This is a genomic window from Cupriavidus sp. GW823-FHT06D04 (assembly GCF_058795055.1).
Genome location: NZ_JBXAHL010000021.1, coordinates 1 through 18,030, shown reverse-complemented (window position 1 = coordinate 18,030; position 18,030 = coordinate 1). Strand labels below are relative to the sequence as shown.

Here is an 18,030-nt window from a genome sequence, read left to right as displayed (position 1 = left end):
CGTGTCCCGATTCGTACATGTCGCCCTTGGCCAGCTTGGCCCGATCACCCGTGCCGATACGCGCGTGCAGGTGGTTGCCCGGCTATGCGAGATGATGCGCGAAGCCCATGCCTGCGGCGCGCACCTGATCGTCTATCCCGAACTGGCACTGACCACGTTCTTCCCCCGCTGGTACATGGAAAGCGACGACGAGATCAACAGCTTCTTCGAACGCGAGATGCCCGGCGCCGATACGATGCCGCTGTTCGAGCTGTCACGCCGGCTCGGCGTCGGCTTCTACCTCGGCTATGCGGAGCTGGCCAGCGAGAACGGCCGCGACGTTCGCTACAACACGTCGATCCTGGTCGACCGCACCGGCACCATCGTCGGCAAGTACCGCAAAGTCCATCTGCCGGGGCACCGCGAACACGAACCGTGGCGCCGCTTCCAGCATCTGGAGAAACGCTATTTCACGCCCGGCGACCGGTTCGGCGTTACCGAGGTTTTCGGCGGCAAGATCGGCATGGCGATCTGCAACGACCGGCGCTGGGCGGAAACGTACCGCGTCATGGGCCTGCAAGGCGTTGAGATGGTGCTCATCGGCTACAACACACCGGTCCACAACGCGCCCGCGCCGGCGCATGATGACCTGTCACTGTTCCACAACCAGCTCTCGATGCAGGCCGGTGCTTATCAGAACGGCACCTGGGTGGTCGGCGTAGCCAAGGCCGGCGTGGAGGAAGGTGTGGACAGCATCGGCGGCAGCTGCATCATCGCGCCATCCGGTGAAGTGGTCGCCAGTTGCATCACCAAGGGCGATGAGGTGGCCATCGCCCGCTGCGACCTCGACTTCTGCGCGCTATACAAGCAGACCACCTTCAATTTCGACCTGCACCGGCAGCCTCACGCCTACGGCATGATCGTCGAGCGCAAGGGCGAGGCGCTGCGCGCGGATGGGTCACCGCTCGTTGCCCTGAAGCAGGCAAGCTGAACGGCAGCTGTCCGCCCGGAGGCGCTGGCAGGGCCAGCCTCCTCCGGGAACTGCATCTGCCCCCATCAGGCCACAGCCTCCGTCCTGAACACCGCCATCGCCCGCCGCATATACTGCGCCTGTTCCTGCAGCGACTGCGCCGCGGCGGCCGCCTCCTCCACCAGCGCGGCGTTCTGCTGCGTGACCTGGTCCATCTGGGCGATCGCCTGGTTGACCTGGCCGACGCCGGCGCACTGGCTCGCGCGAGGCGTGGCTGATCTCATCCATCATCGCGGTCACGCGGCGGATCGCTGAGACGGTGCTTTCCATGGTGGCGGCCGCGTCCAGCGCCAGCGTGTTGCCGGCAGCCACGCGCTGCGCCGACTGGGAGATCAGCAGCCGGATTTCCTTGGCCGAACTGGCCGCGCGCTGGGCAAGCCCGCGTACCTCGGTCGCCACCACGGCAAAGCCGCGCCCAGCCTCGCCCGCACGCGCTGCTTCCACTGCCGCGTTGAGCGCCAGGATATTCGTCTGGAACGCGATGCCGTCGATCACCGCAATGATGTCGACTATGCGACGGGAATCGGCCTCGATCTCCTCCATGGTCTGCCGCATACGGCTCACCGCTTCACCGCCCGCCAGGGCAACGCCCGATGCCTCGCGCGCCAGTTCACTGGCCTGCTCCGCGCTGCCGGCGTTCTGCTGCACGGTGGCGGTCAGTTGTTCCATGCTGGCGGCAGTCTGCTCCAGCGACGAGGCCTGCTCCTCTGTACGCTGCGACAGGTCGATATTGCCCTGTGCAATATCCCCGGCCGCCGCCAGCACATTGTGCGCACCCGCCTTGGTATCGCCGATCAGCGCGCGCCAGCGTTCCACCAGCGACAGCAGGTGCCGCTTGACCTCGCTGAATTCGTCGCGCCCGTGCACCGATACGTGCACGCTGAGGTCGCCTGCGTTGATGCGCTCGACCATACTGGCCACCTCGTGCACGTCGTTGCGCATACCGCGGCTGAAGCCTGCGAACAGGTAGAACGCGATCGCCACCGCGCCTAGCGCCACGCCTGCCACCATTGCAAAGCGCCGTTGCTGCGCGGCAATTCGCTCGGCCAGCATGGTGCTGACGATGGCCGAGAACGCCTTGTTGGTGACGAGTACGCCGTTGATCGCTGCGCTCGCTTCGTCGAAGTACGCCTTGGCCTCGATATCTATACCGCTCGCTCCCAGCATCCGCACCTTGAGCGTGCGGTAGAAGTTGTCCATCGCCGTCAGCCTCGCCAACGCCGCATCGATCTGCGCCCGCAGCGCCGGCGCTTTGTTGCGCACGCGTGTGATGTCGTGGCGTACCGCGTCCAGGCCATCGCGGATCTGCTCGGCCAGCGCGCCCAGGTCGGCCTGCTGCCCGGCATCTGCGTAGCCGCCCGGCGCGATGATGCCCGCGCCGCGGCCACGGGCCAGCGCGCTCAGCTCGGCCAGCCGGGGCATGGTGCCGACCATCAGGCTGATAAGGTAGTAGGAGGCCGCTTCGTCGTCGAGCGCGAGTTCCGAGCGCTCGGCCACATCGGCGATGAACAGTTGGGTCCGCTTCACCAGCGCGCTGTGACGCTCGAATAACGGCGCGGCGGTGGTACTCAGGCCCAGGCCGCGAATATGCTGCCAGTCCTCCTCCAGCGCGTGCGCGCCGGCATCGAGGCCGAAGCCAGGGCTCTGCGCCGTCGTGGCGACGAGCTGCGCAAGGCTGGCTGCGGCCTTCTGGTCGGCGCCATCGAAGACCGGACGGAAGTTCGCATTGCCGGCGAGCACGGTATTCGCGGCGCCGCGCCGCACCTGCGTCTCGCGCATGAAGTCGAGCGCATGGCCGACGATGGCCAGCCCGCGCAATTCGCTACCCGTGGCGCGGATCGTTTGCGCCGAAGCGTCCAGCACGGCGTACATGGCGCCGCATAGCGGCACGAGATACAGCACGGCGATCAGTGCAAGTTTCCGGTGAATGTTGAGGCGCGCCATGAGGCGCTCGGCGGGAAGAAAGAAGGCGGTCATCGGGGTCGGCGAAGCGAGTCGTTTGCCGCCCTATCGACCTTGTTATTCCGTAACCACGCGCCAGACCGGACCGTCAGTGCGCGCTCCCCGTTCGCCCTGCCCGCCTGCGCATTCGGAAACAAATGTAACCCAACCGCCGGTGCGTTTGCGAGCGGTCGCGCCGGCGTGCCGGGCCGAACAGCGTGTCGTTCGCCATCCGGATCGCGCTGGCCTCGTCATCACTCGGGAGCAAGCACCGGACCGAAGACTCTTCCTGCGCGATCGCAGAGCGGTTGTCGAGCGTATTCGCGGCGGTCTCGACATCGAAGTCTGCGAGAAAGATGGCTGGCGACTTGCGCGAAGTCATCGCTTGCCCCGCCGGTTCGATGCGCAGTCGTCGGGGCCTGGTCAGGCCGCTTACGTCAGGTTGTCCAACAGTACTTTGGCATCTTGCCAGTCAACGGTATCGAACCCTTCGGTGAAGGTATCAAGAATACCGGCCAGGATCGAGCGCGCAGCATCCGTCTTGCCACAGCGTTGCCATAGTCGGGCCACGCTCAGCGCGCCTTTCAGCTCGACTGATCTGGCTCCCTGGTCATGAGCCATGGCAATTGCCGCCTGAAAACAGGCTTCGGCTTCCTTGGCGCTGGTGGACGAGCCGGCATCGTCGCCAGACAACATCAGAATCAGCTCCCCCTTGAGCCGAAGCAGAATCGGCTCAGCGAATCGCTCTCCCGTGTTCTTCACCAGAGCCAACGCCTCACTCAGCACACGAAGCCCTGCCTCGGCTTGTCCTGCTTTTCCATAAGCGTTGGCGAGCAGTCCCAGAAGCGTCGGCCGACCCAATGCCGCTCCGGTGGCTTCGCGGGCGCTGAGGCCTTGATGCATTTGCGCGATTCCCTCCTCATAACTACCCTGCTCGGCCAGCGCCCAGCCGCGCAGGATCCTTCCCCAACCCAGATAGAAGGGGAACCCCTGGTCGCTCGAAAGCGCGATGGCGGCGTCTGCATACTCCCGCGCCAGTTGCACTTCGCGCCGGTACTGGTGCAATTCGGCCGCGAAGATCAGGCACAAGGCCAGGCCGAACGGATCAGAGGCCTTCCTGGCCAGCGCCAGCGCTTCCTCGCTGCGCGCGCGCGACTGGTCCGGCAAGCCAAGAAACCAGAGCGTCCAGCTTAACGTGCTCCCGATATGAAGGGCGAGGTTCGGCGCATAACGCAGAAGTTTGCTGTATGTTTGCCGATCGGGACGGTGCAGTGCCAGCGCCTGCTCCATGTGGGTCCGGGCCATCCTGATCTCGCCCAGACGGAACAAGGTGGCGCCGAGAATGCGGTGCGCCTCCGCAAGCTGTTCCGGATCTTGTGTATCCTGCGCGAGACCGAGCAGCCGCTGCGCCAAGGCGTGTGCCGTACTGAGTTGCGCACGCAATAGATAAAACGACCACAGTCCTAACTGCGCCGAGAAGCTCTGCGGTATTTCCCCGCCCTGTTCGCACAAGGCCAATGCACGCGTGTAGGTCTCCTCCACCTCTGGCGCTCCATAGCCTCGAGCGGCCATCCAGGCAGGACCGAGGGTTAGCAGAAGCGTGAGTTCCTGGCGTGCGCGTTCGGGAGTGTCTGCCACGGACTTGAGCAGTTCGAGGGCTGCACTGAGATGATGGATCGCTTCAAGCTGTGCGGAACGCTGCAAGGCCTGCTGGCCCGTCAGATGCAGGTATTCAACGGCCTTCGGCACATTTCCACTCTTGCTGTAATGGTGAGCCAGTTCGCTGCAGTAGTCCTTCAGCCGGCTTGGGAATAGTGTCTCGATGGCCCGGGCCGTGCGTTCATGCAGCACACTGCGCTGACCGGTCAGCAGGGAGTTAGCGGCCACCTCCTGGGTAAGCGCGTGTTTGAACGCGTACTCCACTTCGGGGAATGCGGGACGCTCGTAAATGAAGTCGCCGGCCTGGAGGTTGCCCAGAAGCGGGCGCAGTTCCTCTTCCGGTTGTGCGGTGACCTGCTGGATCAGACCTAAGGGAAACTCTTTGCCGATGATCGCAAGGGTCTGCAGCAAGTCCTTCTGCGCGACGGGAAGCCGGTCGATACGGGCGGCGAGCACCCCCTGCACGGTCGTCGGAATATGAAGTGACAAAGGGGCCTTATCGATCCGGTAGCTGCCGGGCTGGCCCAGCAAGACGCTCTCCTCGGCCAACGTCTTGACGACTTCCTCCATAAAGAACGGGTTGCCCTCCGTCTTCGCCAAGATAAGCAGTTTCAGGGGCACGAGCGAGGGATGGTCTCCCAGCAAGGCCGTGAGCAGGCCCTGTGCCTCCGCTTGCCCAAACGGCTCCAGTTGCAATTGGGTGTAGTAAGGCTTTCGGCCCCAGTCATGCGCGTATTCCGGGCGGTAGTTGACGAGAAGAAGCAACCTGGTGCGCGGCACATGCTCGATAAGGATATTGAGAAAGGCCTCGGTCTCACTGTCCAGCCATTGCAAGTCTTCGAACAAGACCATCAGCGGCTGATTGTGGCTCTCGCGCACCAGTAGCCGTGCAATGGCTTCGAAGGTGCGCTGGCGCCGGATGGTGCCGTCCATCTTGGGCAGCGCCGAGCCCGCTTCGCTGATACCGAGCAGGTAAAGCAGATAGGGCAGATGGTCCTCCAGTGTGCGATCCAGGGTCATCAACCTGCCGGTGACTTTCTCGCGATACAGTCGTTCGTCATCCTGCGCGGTGATCTGAAAGTAGTTTCTCAACAGATCGATCAAAGGCAGATAGGGAAAGGCCTTGCCATGCGAAACCGAAAAGGTTTCGAGCACCATGCAGCCCCGCTGCGAGCGGGCCTTGAATTCATGGTACAGTCGCGACTTGCCAACACCCGCCTCGCCTACCACCCCGACGATCTGCCCTTGCCCCGCCTTGGCCGACTCCGCCGCCTCATGTAAGCGCTCCAATTCGGCCTGACGGCCGACAAACCGCGCCAGACCGCGATGCGCCGCTACTTGCAGGCGCGTGCGCAATGCGCCGAGGCCGAGCACCTCATAGACCGCAAGCGGCTCCCGAATGCCCTTTACGTGCGTGGTCCCGAGGTCCTTGAACTCGAAGTATCCCTGGGTCAGCCTATGGGTCGATTCGCTGACGAGGATCGACGACGGTGTCGCGATGCCTTCCATCCGGGAGGCAATATGGATCGTATGCCCGACCGGGTCGTAGTCCGTGCGCAAGTCGTCCTTGCGGATCGAGCGTACCACCACTTCGCCGGTATGGATGCCGACCCGGATCTGCAGCGGGGCACCCTGCCCCACGCGGATCCGGTCGCCATGGCTGCGCATCGTTTCCTGCATGCGCAGCGCTGCGTACAACGCCCGCACGGGGTGGTCCTCGTGGGCAATCGGCGCGCCAAATAACGCCAGGATGCCGTCGCCCAGGGATTTGGCAACGAATCCCTCGTAGTGATGCACGGCCTCCATCATCAGCGCTACCACAGGGTCGATCAGCCCGCGCGCTTCTTCCGGGTCCAGGTCCTGGATCAAGGCGGTCGAGCCGGCCATGTCCGCAAACAGCGCCGTAATGGTCTTGCGTTCGCCGGCAGCCTGTCCCCGAGCCTCCATCGCGGCTTGCTCGGCGAGGATGCGTTCGGCGAGATGGGGCGGCGTGTAAAGAACCGGTGCGGGGACAGCGGGCGTTGGTACTGCGGCCGCGACTGGCGTTGCGGCCAGCTCGGTCAGTGGCACGCCGCAAGCACCGCAGAATTTTGCCGTGGGGCTGGACTCATGGCCGCATTGCGGGCAGATCTGCGCAAGCCTTTGCCCGCACTCCTCGCAGAACTTTCCTCCCGCCGGGTTCTCGAACCCGCATTTTGTGCAGCGCATATCGCCCTCTGACAGCCTTCGCCTGCCACGAACTCATTAGAGGCGTAATGACCACCCGTCGCAAGAGATAGATTACCGAAAATGGCCGAGGCAGCCCAGATCGATGCCGCGGTCGTGAGGCCGCGGATGCTCATGTCGTCCATCATGATGCCCCCCGCGAAAAGGAAGCCGATGCCGGGGCAGAGCGCGACCTAACAAGGCACACAAGCATTCATAACCGTGAGCCCGCGTACGCCCGCAGTTCTCAGTCGAGCCCAAAAATGCGCGAGCCCTACGATGCACGACGTGTCCCGGGATCGTTATCGGCCACGTTACATGAGGCAAGCAGCGTGAGCACGCCGGAACCCTTCAAAATCTCCGGATTTCTCCCCCATATTGACTTGATTGTCATCATGACAGGGAGTATGGTGATGACCAGGTCGTAAACGTTCCGCGAACTCGGCCACGAGACGCCAGGCACTGGCGCGGACTCTTTGAGGAGGTTAATGCGGCATGCATCACATGAACCTGTCATCCGATCCGCAAGATGATCCCGCTACGGCCTTGCCCTACGCATTTGCGCCGGGAACGACGTTGCCAAACGCGGGCGCTGAATACGCAATCGACGCGTGGCAGCGCAATGTGCTGTTCGCCGACGTGATGCGCGAGCGCGGCAACCAATACCAAGCGCACTTGCATGAGCGCACACCCAATGTGCTCGATTTCGCTGCCGAGTTGATCCTGGATGGGCGCACCTTGCCGCGACCGGTCAGCTACGGCCTCGTGCGCATCATTTCGCCTGACGATCTGCAACCCGATCGCAATGCCACCGAAGCGCGCGACGCGGGCCGTCTTCGTCCGTTCATCGTGTTCGACCCGCGCGCGGGGCACGGGCCGGGCATTGGCGGCTTCAAGCGCGACAGCGAAATCGGCGCCGCGTTGCGAGCGGGACATCCGTGCTATTTCGTAGGCTTCCTTCCTGACCCCGTACCCGGTCAGACAGTCGAAGATGTCATGCATGCCGAAGCGACGTTCCTCGAGAAAGTCATCGAACTGCATCCGGATAGTCCTGGAAAGCCCGCCGTAGTCGGCAATTGCCAGGCAGGCTGGCAGGTACTGATGACAGCCGCGATGCGACCTGAGCTGTTCGGGCCGATCATCGTCGCGGGCGCGCCCGTTTCGTATTGGGCAGGCTGGCGCGGCAAGAATCCGATGCGCTATTCCGGAGGTTTGCTCGGCGGTTCCTGGCTGACCGCGCTCACGGGCGATCTCGGCGACGGCCGCTTCGACGGCGCGTGGCTCGTGCAGAACTTCGAGAACCTCAACCCGGCCAACACACTCTGGCAAAAGTACAACAACCTGTATGCGAATATCGATATCGAAGCGCCACGGTATTTAGGCTTCGAAAAATACTGGGGCGGCCACGTGTTCCTCAACGCGGCAGAAATGCAATACATCGTCGACAACCTATTCGTCGGCAACCGGCTCGCGCGCGGCGATATCGTTATGTCGGGTGGCGTGCGTCTCGACCTGCGCAATATCCGCTCGCCGATTGTCGTGTTCTGCTCATACGGTGACAACATCACGCCGCCACCCCAGGCGCTCGGCTGGATTACCGACCTGTATCGCGACGACGCCGACCTGTTCGGGCACGACCAGACCATCGTCTACGCAACCCATGACAACATCGGCCATCTCGGCATCTTCGTGTCGAGCAGTACGGGCCGCAAGGAGCATCGCGAATTCGTGAGCAACATCGATCTCATCGACCTGTTGCCGTCCGGCCTGTATGAAGCGCACATGGGGGCGAGGACCGAAGCAACGCCGCATGCTGACCTCGTCGAAGGCGATCACGTGCTGTCGATCGCGCCGCGCAGCATCGATGATGTGCGGGCGATCGTGCAGCCAGACCCGGAAAGCGACCGTCGTTTCGCAACAGCAGCCTATGTGTCCAATTTCAATCTCGGCCTCTATCGCAGCTTTGTACAACCGTGGCTACGCCTGTGCGTAACGCCGTGGAGCGCAGATCTCGCGAGCAAGTTTCATCCACTGCGGATCCCCTACGAGTCTTGGTCGGACCGCCATCCGCTGGCATCGAGCGTCGCCCAGGCTGCGCAAAGCGTGCGAGAGTCGCGCAAAGCCGCCCCTGCCGATAATCCATTCTGGCAAGTGCAAAGCGTGGTATCGGACTCGATCGAGGCGTCGCTGAATTGCTATCGCGACATACGTGACGCGGCGGTCGAACAGCTCTTCGAAGCCATCTACGGCGCCCCCTGGCTGCAGGCCATCGCCGGGCTTCCCCCGCAACGCGACGACGGCCGATCTGCCGTATCGGAAGACTCCGGCGAGGTAGACGATCGTCACGCAGCGATCGCCGCAGAACACGAACGGTTGCGCCATAGCATGACAACGGGCGGCCTCATCGAAGCGAGTGCGCGCGCGCTGCTCTTTGTGCGTCGTACGCACCGCGAAGCTGATGAACGCGGCTTCAATCTCGCGCGCGCCATGCTCGGCACGCTGTCCGATCGCGGCATTCTTTCGTTCAAGCAGGTTGTTCGCGAGCAAGCCACGTTGCTGCGCCTTGACGCCGATGCCGCAATCGATGCACTACCCGGCATGCTGTCCGGCGCGCCGCCCGCGGAGGTCCGTAACGCCGCACGCGACATCGAAAAGCTCAGCACCACGCTGCCGCTCGACGAACAAGAACGCGCCGATCTGGCGCGCGTTCTGACCATTTTTGAGTCGGCAGCGAAGGCGAAATCGGCGCCGCGTGCCAACGCCCGCCAGCAGGTCAAGTAACAGCGCGTGTGAGCGCGCGTGCCCGGTGGTTGATCGCTGTCGGGCTCCAGGAAGTTTAGCCAATCGAAGGCACACGACATGGAACACAAACGCGAAAAATATGGGCGGCTGATCGCTTTCGCGACAACGCTGCCGGCAATGCCGACCGCCGTTGCGCACCCATGCGATCACGACTCCTTGTCCTCAGTGATCGAAGCCGCGCGCCTCTGTCTGATTGCGCCGATATTAGTGGCGCCGCGCGCCAAGCTCGAGGCGGCTGCACGGGAAGGCAACCTCGACCTCGGCGATCTGCCCATCGTCGACGTGCCACACAGTCACGCGGCGGCAGAAGTCGCCGTGCAACTCGTGCATGAAGGCAAGGCGCAAGCACTGATGAAAGGTTCGCTGCACACGGACGAACTGATGGCAGCGGTCGTCACGCGAGGCACCGGGCTGCGCACCGAACGGCGCGTCAGCCATTGCTTCGTGATGGACGTGCCCGGCCAGGCCGACGCGTTGATCATCACCGACGCAGCCGTGAACATCTCACCGACACTCGATGAAAAACGTGACATCGTGCAGAACGCCATCGACCTCGCCCAGGCATTGCGATTTCCGTCCGTGCGGGTGGCGATCCTGTCGGCGATGGAAACCGTGAACCAGAAGGTGCCGTCGACACTCGACGCCGCCGCATTGTGCAAAATGGCCGACCGCCAGCAGATCACAGGTGGGATTCTCGACGGCCCGCTCGCCCTCGACAATGCGATCAGCGAAGAGGCCGCGAAGATAAAAGGCATTTCGTCGCCAGTGGCCGGGCATGCCAACGTGCTCGTCGTACCGAACCTCGAAGCCGGCAATCTGCTCGCCAAGAGCCTGTCATTTCTCGCCGGTGCGGATGCCGCCGGCATCGTGCTTGGCGCGAGGGTTCCCATCATTCTCACCAGCCGTGCCGATTCGGTGATCACGCGGCTTGCGTCGTGCGCGGTCGCTTCGCTCGTCGCACTTGCGCGGCGCGAGAAGCCTTCTGCCGCCATCGTCTAAAGGGTTCACGCATGGACGTCATTCTGGTCATCAATGCGGGGTCATCCAGCATCAAGTTTCATGCATTCGCGGCGAGTGACCGCGCGCTTGACCCAATCGCCGGCGGCAAGCTTGAGGAGATCTACACCAACCCGCGCTTTCAGGTCAAACGGAAAAGCGGCGAGATAATCGACGACAAGCGCTGGCCGGAGGGCGAACGTCTCGGCCATGACAAGGCGATTGCATTCCTGCTGGAATGGCTACGCGGACACGCGGGCGACGCCAGGCTGCTCGCCGTCGGCCATCGCGTCGTGCACGGTGGTGAATGTTATTCGGCGCCCGTACGCGTCGACGCGAAGGTGATGGCCGAACTGGAAGCGCTCATTCCCCTCGCGCCGCTGCATCAGCCGCATAACCTCGCGGCGATCCGGTCGATCCAGGCGAGCAACCCGGTGGTACCTCAAATCGCATGCTTCGACACGGCGTTCCACCATACCCAGCCCGACGTGGCGACCCGCTTCGCGCTGCCACCCGAGATCACCCAGCGCGGCGTTCGGCGCTACGGGTTTCATGGGCTTTCCTACGAGTACATTGCCAGCGTCCTGCCGGATGTCGACGCTACCGCCGCCGCGGGCCGCACCGTCGTTGCCCATCTGGGCAATGGCAGCAGCATGTGCGCGCTCGTGGCCGGTCGGAGCGTTGCCAGCACAATGGGATTCACTGCGGTGGACGGGCTGCCCATGGGCACACGCTGCGGCAACCTGGATCCCGGTGTCATCCTGTACATGATGGATGAGCTCGGCATGGATGCCCGTGCGATCGAATCACTGCTTTACAAGCGCTCTGGGTTGCTTGGCGTCTCCGGCATTTCAAGCGACATGCGCACTCTGCTCACGAGCGACGCGCCCGCTGCGGCCATTGCCGTCGACCTATTTTGCTATCGGATCACGCGCGAAATCGGTTCGCTCACGGCAGCGCTCGGCGGCCTCGATGCGATCGTCTTCACGGCGGGTATCGGTGAATATGCGGCCCCCGTGCGCGAGCGCGTGTGTCGCTCGGCGGCATGGCTTGGCGTCTCGCTCGACCCGCAGGGGAATGCGAAGCACGGACCGCGCATCAGCGACCCGCAAAGCGTTGTCGATGTCTGGGTCATCCCGACCAACGAAGAACTGATGATTGCCCGGCACGCACTGCACCGGCTGGAGGAGTAAGCATGGACAAGCCTTCTGCGCAGCCGTTCGCGGGCCGCAAGGTTTTAATCGTCGGCATCGCGAACGAGCATTCGATCGCTTATGGATGTGCACGGGCATTCCGCGAGCTTGGGGCGGAACTCGCCATCACGTATCTGAACGAGAAGGCAAAGACTTACGTTGAACCGCTCGCGCGGGAATTGGGCGCTTCGATTCTCTTGACGCTCGATGTATCGAAACCTAGCGAACTCGAGGCCGTCTTCGATTCGATTCGCGACACGTGGGGACGGCTCGACGTCGCCATCCATTCAATCGCGTTCGCACCGAAGAACGATCTGCAAGGCGGTCTGTTGAACAGTTCGGCAGAAGGCTTCGCGCAAGCGATGGACATCTCGTGTCACTCGTTCATCCGTATGGCGCGTCTCGCCGCGCCTTTGATGGATGAAGGCGGCTCCCTGTTTGCGATGAGCTACCTCGGTGCGACTCGCGTCGTGCCGAACTACGACCTGATGGGCCCAGTGAAGGCGGCGCTCGAAGCAACCTGCCGCTATCTCGCGCACGAACTCGGCCCGAAGCGCATCCGCGTCCATCCTATCTCACCTGGGCCGTTGAAGACGCGGGCTGCGTCCGGGCTAAAGGACTTCGATCTCCTGCTGAGCGAAGCCGCCGCGCAAGCACCGATCGGCGAACTGGTCGACATCATGGACGTCGGCTACACCTGCGCGTTTCTGGCGACACCCTACGCGCGGCGGATGACGGGCAACACCATCTTCGTCGATGGTGGCGTCAGCATCATGAACGGCTAACCCATCTTTTGTGCGAGCGCCATTATGAAGTTACTGATTATCGGACTGCCTCCGCGAGCCACGATCGAGGATCTGCGCACCCTCGTATTTCGCTATTCGCACGCCGCCTGCCGCGACATCCAGTTAATCGGCGAGAACGACGAACACCCTGCCGCGCTGGTCGACATCGAGGGCGGCAACGGGATGACGATGAACATCATACGCCAACGCCTGCATGGAATGTATTGGCATCGCTGCCGCCTCGGCGTGCACATCCTTTCGTTCTGGGATGTGAGCAACGCGGCCTAGGAAAAATGCTGGGCGCGGACTACTCTGCCAGGTACGCGCTAATGATGTTTGCGAATTCGCAACGGCACCCGACGTCAACGACTTTCACAAATTAGCCCAAGCGCGGGCATAAACGGAAGAGCATTACCTTCCCAGCCCGGCTCGGGACTCAAATGCTGGAGAGCCACGGCCCATAGACGGCGGCTTGCGTCGGAGCTAAGCCGAACGCTGCGAAGACGTCTCGCCCTTCTTTAAGCCGCTATTATCGACGTTCTTCCCCAAGGAACTTGCAACGTTGTGCATCCGGCACGAAGGAATACTTTTGAGACTTGTATAAATCATGACAACCGATTCGAGTCTGACGCGTTATCTGATCAATCAAGGCGTTGATCGGGAGTCGATTGCATAGCTGGGAAGATGGACGAAGCGACCAGAAGGCGGGTTCGCGCTGGACGGATGCTAGCGAACAAGCCGGTCGCGGAGGTTGCGGCTGCGGTGGGCGTGGCACGGCAGACGGTGTGCACGTGAAAGACGCGACTGGATGAAGGCGGCAGACGCGCTGCGCACCACGGCCCGTGGACGGCCGTCGTTGCTCGACGATACGCGGCGCGAGCAACTGTGCCGTGCCTTGCTACAGTGCCCCTCGGAGCATGGCTTTGGCACCGAACTGTGGACGCTCAAACGGGTGCGCCTACTCATCGAGCAACGCTTCGGGGTGTCCTGCAACGAGGCCTATGCCTGGCGGATTCTGGATTCGCTCGGCTTCTCGCCCCAACGCCCAGACCGATCGCTATCGAACGCGACGAGGACGTCGTGCTAGCGTGGAAGCAAAAGACCTGGCCAGCGCTCAAAAAAGTGTACGCGGGAGTTTGACCTTTCGGAGCCAAGATGCGCACGCGCGTGGGTCGCTCCGAGAGCCAAGACTCGTCAATGAAGACAATCAGCCGCTGTGTTCGCCGGCAGCGAACTGGCCGGCCAGCGTGCCGCGGTCGTGATCAGCCTGGTGCAATTCAGCCAAGCTCAACGGGCACGATCCGTGGGCCTAGCTTAACGACGTATTGACCCGCCTACCTACACGCCTGAACAGCCGTTCTCCGTCCTAGGGCCCATGGACGGATCAGCTTCTTCAAGATCCACGCTCACCTCCCCATCGAGGAGGTGGCGCGTCAGCGGCGGTCAGTTCTTGGAGCTGTAGTCGGGTGCCTTGGCTGTGATGCCGCCATCGGGTACACGTGACCGCTCCAGTTGCAGCCAGGCATGCAGTTGCTCCCACAGCGGCTTGGCGTCGCTGCGCCTTCTGGCCAGACGTTGCTCGCTGTTCAGGGTGGCCAGCGTCGATGGCTGTCACCGTGGTCACGCTGGTGATCCCTCCCACGGTCACCTGGCCTGGCGCCTTTGTGACGTCCACCTTGGTTTCCGGCTGTGCCATCGCCGAACCCGCCATCACTGCAAGGGCGGCCACCATCAGGAATTTCTTGCTTTGCATTTTTCTGAACTTTGATGAAACGATGAAACACCAAAAACCCACCTTCTTCAGCTCGCCGCTACAGCATGCGCGAGGCCTCGTCGAGCAGGCTCGTGCACGACAACATCGCTGCGCGTGCAAAGCGCACCAGCGCGAACGTACGCACCAGCGGCGGATCGCCGGGAACGCGCGCCGTCAGCAACTCCAGCTCATGCCCGGGCACCGTGCTGCCTTCCGGCAAAAGCACATTCATTAGGCTCAGCCGCATGCGCCGGCTTTCGATGGAGAAGCACGACCTTGCATCCTTGAACACCGCCACCATGCCTTCCAACTGGCGCTCAAGCGCGCCGGATTTGTCACCCAGTTCGCCCAGCTCCCTGCCGTTCTGTTCGATCTGCTCGCGCAGCCGGGCCCGTTCCCCGGTGTCCGCCTGCTCGTCGCCGCCGCCCATCACCGAACGCATACCGGTGCTCTGCCGTTCCAGCAGGCGCAAGCGCGCTTTCAGCAGACCATGCTCGCGCTCCAGCACATCGCGTCGCGATGTGTCGGTAGCAATATTGGCAAGGCTCTGAAGGGCCATCTGATCCAGCATTCGCCGGGCGATCTCCTCGCGCAGCGCCGCATCGGTCGAGCCGCAAATCCGGACCTCATGGTCACTGAAGCTGATGGTGGTCTGCGGCACCTCGGCACGCATCACATCCCCTTCGAGGGCCATGCCCAGCGTACGGCGCTCCGTCATCGTCATGCCCAGCACGGCGTACGCTTCGTCCGCACCCGCCGACGCCTCGAAAAACTCGCGCAGGTCCGATGAGCGGCTGAAGGCGAGCTCCACGTCATGCGCGGTGCCGAAGAAGGCGTGAATATAGGGGTCGGATCCCCACGCCAGCACGCTGGCTTCCCGTGGCGCTGGAAGGCCGGCTACGAGGTCCCGTACATAATCGAGCGCCATGCCGATCGCGGGGCCGAGCCGTTGCCCATAGCGCGGCACCAGCCGCAGGCGCGGGCTGAGCCCGAGCACGCGCTCCGTCAATCCGGCAATCTCTTGCTCGTCATGCGGGTGCGCGCCGGCCTCACGCCGGCGCAGCCAGTTCAGAATACTCATGCAACAACTCCCTTCACCGCGCGTCGCCCTGCTCTGCGAGGTCAGCTATAGCGCTCCGCCAAGACCACCGCGCTGAGGTTGTGGCCTTTCCAGAACATATGGTGGATGCGCGGCTGAAGCTTGCGCAAGGCATCCGGATCGAGGGAGTGGAAGGTCAGCGTCACGGCTGGCCGCGAGCCGTCCCCCGGAACATGCTCGATTTCGTCGAACGGTGGGAAGCCGTACTTGACCAGGAATGCCTTGATCTCGTCATCGGTGGTGCCGCTCTCGATATTCTCCAGTAGTAGCAAGGACATAACTCACTCTCCTCAGTTGCAGCCGCGGCGCGCTACGCCATGATATTGAGGCCGCCGTCCACATACAGCGTTTCTCCCGACAGCCGCCGCGCAAAGGGCGTCGCGAGAAGCGCGCAGGTAAAACCGACATCGAGGATGTCGACCAGTTCTCCCACTGGCGCGCGCTGCGCCGCGTCGTTGAGCATCAGGTCGAAGTCCTTCAGTCCGGAGGCGGCGCGGGTCTTGAGCGGTCCCGGCGATATCGCATGCACCCGGATGCCCTTGGAGCCGAGCTCGTAGGCCAGGTAGCGCGAAACGCGCCTCCAGCGCGGATTTTACCGGACCCATTACGTTATAGTTCGGCACCACACTGTTTGCGCCGTAATAACTCATCGTATACATCGTGCCGCCGTCCGGCATTAGGGGCACGGCCAGCCGCGCCAAGCGGATGAAGGAATGGCAGGAGACGTCCATGGCCTTGCTGAAGCCCTCGGCGGTGCGCAAACTGCACGCCTCCGTGCACCACGCGGTGCCCCACGGCGGCCAGATGGTGCCCCTCCCCGTGCCCGCGCAGGAACTCCGCAAGAAAGGCGATGGCGCCGCCATGTCCCAGTTCGGTGCCATCGCCCCAGTGCTTCGTCTCCACCTCCGCGCCCGACGCGTTGGTGGCACGAAAGGATGGCGACGTGTAGATGCCGTCGAGACTGCCGCGCAGCACAAGATCCGGTTCGTCGCCGTGGGCACCGAAGGCGCTGAACTTGATGCTCGACAAGCCTGCATTGAGTACCAGTATCACGTCGGCCATGGCATTACCCCGGTGCCTTGCCCGACTCGCGGCGGGCCTTTGCCACCAGCGCGGCAACCGCGCAGGACGCCAGCCGGGTCGAGACGGAGTCCGCCCTGCTGGTGAGGATGACAGGTACCCGCGCGCCGAGCACGATGCCGGCCGCATCGGCACCGGCCAGAAAGGACAGGCTCTTGGCGAGCATGTTGCCGGCCTCCAGGTCGGGCACCAGCAGCACGTTGGTGCGGCCCGCAACCGCCGAATCGATCTTCTTGATGCGGCCGGCCTCCAGGTTGATGGCGTTGTCGAGGACTAGCGGGCCGTCGACGATCGCACCAGTGATCTGGTGACGGTCAACCATCTTGCACAGCGCCGCAGCTTCGATGGTGGACGGGATCTTCGGATTGACGGTCTCCATCGCCGACAGGATCGCCACCCTTACCTCCTTGAACTGCAACGCATGGGCCAGATCGACGGCGTTCTGGAGGATGTCCGCCTTCTCGGCGAGCGTGGGAGCAATGTTGACGGCGGCGTCTGTGATGATCAGCGCCTCCTCATGGTCCGGCACGTCCATCACGAAACAGTGACTGACACGCCGGGCAGTGCGCAAGCCGGCATCGCCCTTGACCACCGCCGCCATCAGCTCATCCGTGTGCAGGCTGCCCTTCATCAGCGACTCGGCCTTGCCTTCGCGCACCAGTTGCACGGCGGCGGCGGCCGCCGCCTGGCTGAAGGGCGCGTCGACGATCGGATACGGGCTGATGTCGATGCCGCCGGCCCTGGCCGTTTCGTCGATGCGCGCCCTGGGGCCGACCAGGATGGGGGCGATCAGCCCCATCTGCGTAGCCTCCACCGCCCCTTCCAGCGAACTCTGGTCGCAGGGGTGCACCACCGCCGTCGGCGTTGGCCGGAATGGACTTGCAGAAATCAATCAGCCGCTGGTACTTCTCGTGCTTCGTGTTCACTTGCACTCCGTCGCCGGCAGCATTCCTGGTGCGCTCAGGCACGCGCGAGCGTGGCCGGACGGCGCACGCGCTCCGGCTTTCCCGCCAAGGCTCTACGGATACGCGCGAGCATCGCTTTCTGCTCGGCCGAGGGCTGGATGCGTTGCACGCGCTCGTCGGCGAGCACGCGTTCCAACAGCGTTAGCAGCCGATTCCGGTCTTTCCGCCCGGCGACCAGCACGGGCAGCGTCTCGACCGCCCTTTCCGCTTCATAGCGCGCGATGATCTCTTGCTCGCCGCCGATACGGCGCGCCGCGTCGGGTGCGAGTTCGGGGAGCAGGTCCCGGTACTCTTCAATCAGTTCATGCGCGAGCTGCAGCCGGGAAAGCGGGAGTGGCTCATCCTTGTGCGCCATCAGGAAAGCGACACGCGCGAGCGCCTCCGCGTAGCCGCCTTTGTCGATCGAATCCAGTGCTTCCTTCACGAATGACAGCTCACGCGGGTTGACCGGAAGCGGCGCCATTTCCGGCGATTGTCAACGTAGTTGTCACGTCACCTCACGCAACCTGCTTTAGTTCTGCTGGCTCAATCCGTTCCGGATTG

At 63.3% G+C, this 18,030-nt stretch carries 11 protein-coding genes and 7 pseudogenes; 7 read left to right on the top strand and 11 right to left on the bottom strand.

Going from position 1 to position 18,030, the window contains the following annotated elements; all coding sequences use genetic code 11:
* Position 1: 1 nt before the first annotated feature.
* Positions 2-970, top strand: a complete 969-nt coding sequence (locus AC1Q7H_RS23530; protein WP_249678702.1) for an N-carbamoyl-D-amino-acid hydrolase — start codon at positions 2-4, stop codon at positions 968-970.
* Between the two features lie 65 nt (positions 971-1,035).
* Here the strand turns inward: AC1Q7H_RS23530 and AC1Q7H_RS23525 are convergent.
* The 4 genes and pseudogenes from AC1Q7H_RS23525 to AC1Q7H_RS23510 form a co-directional block, all read right to left on the bottom strand.
* Positions 1,036-2,986 (bottom strand): annotated as a pseudogene (locus AC1Q7H_RS23525) (methyl-accepting chemotaxis protein).
* Positions 2,987-3,059: 73 nt separating this feature from the next.
* Positions 3,060-3,332: a hypothetical protein gene (locus AC1Q7H_RS23520; protein WP_153956813.1), complete on the bottom strand. Its 273-nt coding sequence runs from the start codon at positions 3,330-3,332 to the stop codon at positions 3,060-3,062.
* A gap of 50 nt (positions 3,333-3,382) precedes the next feature.
* Positions 3,383-6,817: an adenylate/guanylate cyclase domain-containing protein gene (locus tag AC1Q7H_RS23515; protein ID WP_492381795.1), complete on the bottom strand. Its 3,435-nt coding sequence runs from the start codon at positions 6,815-6,817 to the stop codon at positions 3,383-3,385.
* A 50-nt stretch (positions 6,818-6,867) separates the two neighbouring features.
* A pseudogene (locus tag AC1Q7H_RS23510) lies at positions 6,868-6,993 on the bottom strand (MgtC/SapB family protein); the annotation flags it as partial.
* Between the two features lie 316 nt (positions 6,994-7,309).
* Between AC1Q7H_RS23510 and AC1Q7H_RS23505 the strand changes: the two are divergent.
* From AC1Q7H_RS23505 to AC1Q7H_RS23480, 6 genes and pseudogenes are all read left to right on the top strand, one after another.
* Positions 7,310-9,595: a DUF3141 domain-containing protein gene (locus tag AC1Q7H_RS23505; RefSeq protein ID WP_492381794.1), complete on the top strand. Its 2,286-nt coding sequence runs from the start codon at positions 7,310-7,312 to the stop codon at positions 9,593-9,595.
* Between the two features lie 78 nt (positions 9,596-9,673).
* A complete protein-coding gene (locus AC1Q7H_RS23500; protein WP_492381793.1) occupies positions 9,674-10,615 on the top strand; it encodes a phosphate acetyltransferase in 942 nt (313 codons plus the stop codon).
* Between the two features lie 11 nt (positions 10,616-10,626).
* Positions 10,627-11,805 (top strand): acetate/propionate family kinase, encoded by a 1,179-nt coding sequence (locus tag AC1Q7H_RS23495; protein ID WP_492381792.1) that lies wholly within the window; start codon positions 10,627-10,629, stop codon positions 11,803-11,805.
* 2 nt (positions 11,806-11,807) lie between these two features.
* Complete coding sequence (gene fabI, locus AC1Q7H_RS23490) at positions 11,808-12,590, top strand: enoyl-ACP reductase FabI (protein ID WP_492381791.1); 783 nt, start codon at positions 11,808-11,810, stop codon at positions 12,588-12,590.
* Positions 12,591-12,614: 24 nt separating this feature from the next.
* Entirely contained in the window at positions 12,615-12,878 is a 264-nt protein-coding gene (locus AC1Q7H_RS23485; RefSeq protein ID WP_492381790.1) for an RNA-binding protein, read from the top strand.
* A 396-nt stretch (positions 12,879-13,274) separates the two neighbouring features.
* A pseudogene (locus AC1Q7H_RS23480) lies at positions 13,275-13,712 on the top strand (winged helix-turn-helix domain-containing protein); the annotation flags it as partial.
* On the opposite strand, the pseudogene AC1Q7H_RS23475 reads toward AC1Q7H_RS23480, so the two are convergent.
* From AC1Q7H_RS23475 to AC1Q7H_RS23445, 7 genes and pseudogenes are all read right to left on the bottom strand, one after another.
* Positions 13,709-13,822 (bottom strand): annotated as a pseudogene (locus AC1Q7H_RS23475) (IS630-like element ISCARN39 family transposase); the annotation flags it as partial. The pseudogenes AC1Q7H_RS23480 and AC1Q7H_RS23475 sit on opposite strands and share 4 nt — an antisense overlap.
* Positions 13,823-14,401: 579 nt before the next feature.
* Complete coding sequence (locus AC1Q7H_RS23470; RefSeq protein ID WP_492381789.1) at positions 14,402-15,352, bottom strand: hypothetical protein; 951 nt, start codon at positions 15,350-15,352, stop codon at positions 14,402-14,404.
* A 113-nt stretch (positions 15,353-15,465) separates the two neighbouring features.
* Positions 15,466-15,720, bottom strand: coding sequence for an RNA-binding protein (locus tag AC1Q7H_RS23465; RefSeq protein WP_492381788.1), 255 nt, complete (start codon positions 15,718-15,720; stop codon positions 15,466-15,468).
* A 32-nt stretch (positions 15,721-15,752) separates the two neighbouring features.
* A pseudogene (locus AC1Q7H_RS23460) lies at positions 15,753-16,197 on the bottom strand (SDR family oxidoreductase); the annotation flags it as partial.
* 58 nt (positions 16,198-16,255) lie between these two features.
* A pseudogene (locus AC1Q7H_RS23455) lies at positions 16,256-16,504 on the bottom strand (acetate/propionate family kinase); the annotation flags it as partial.
* Between the two features lie 4 nt (positions 16,505-16,508).
* A pseudogene (locus tag AC1Q7H_RS23450) lies at positions 16,509-17,448 on the bottom strand (phosphate acetyltransferase).
* 34 nt (positions 17,449-17,482) lie between these two features.
* Entirely contained in the window at positions 17,483-17,911 is a 429-nt protein-coding gene (locus AC1Q7H_RS23445) for a hypothetical protein (RefSeq protein WP_492381787.1), read from the bottom strand.
* Positions 17,912-18,030: the final 119 nt, after the last annotated feature.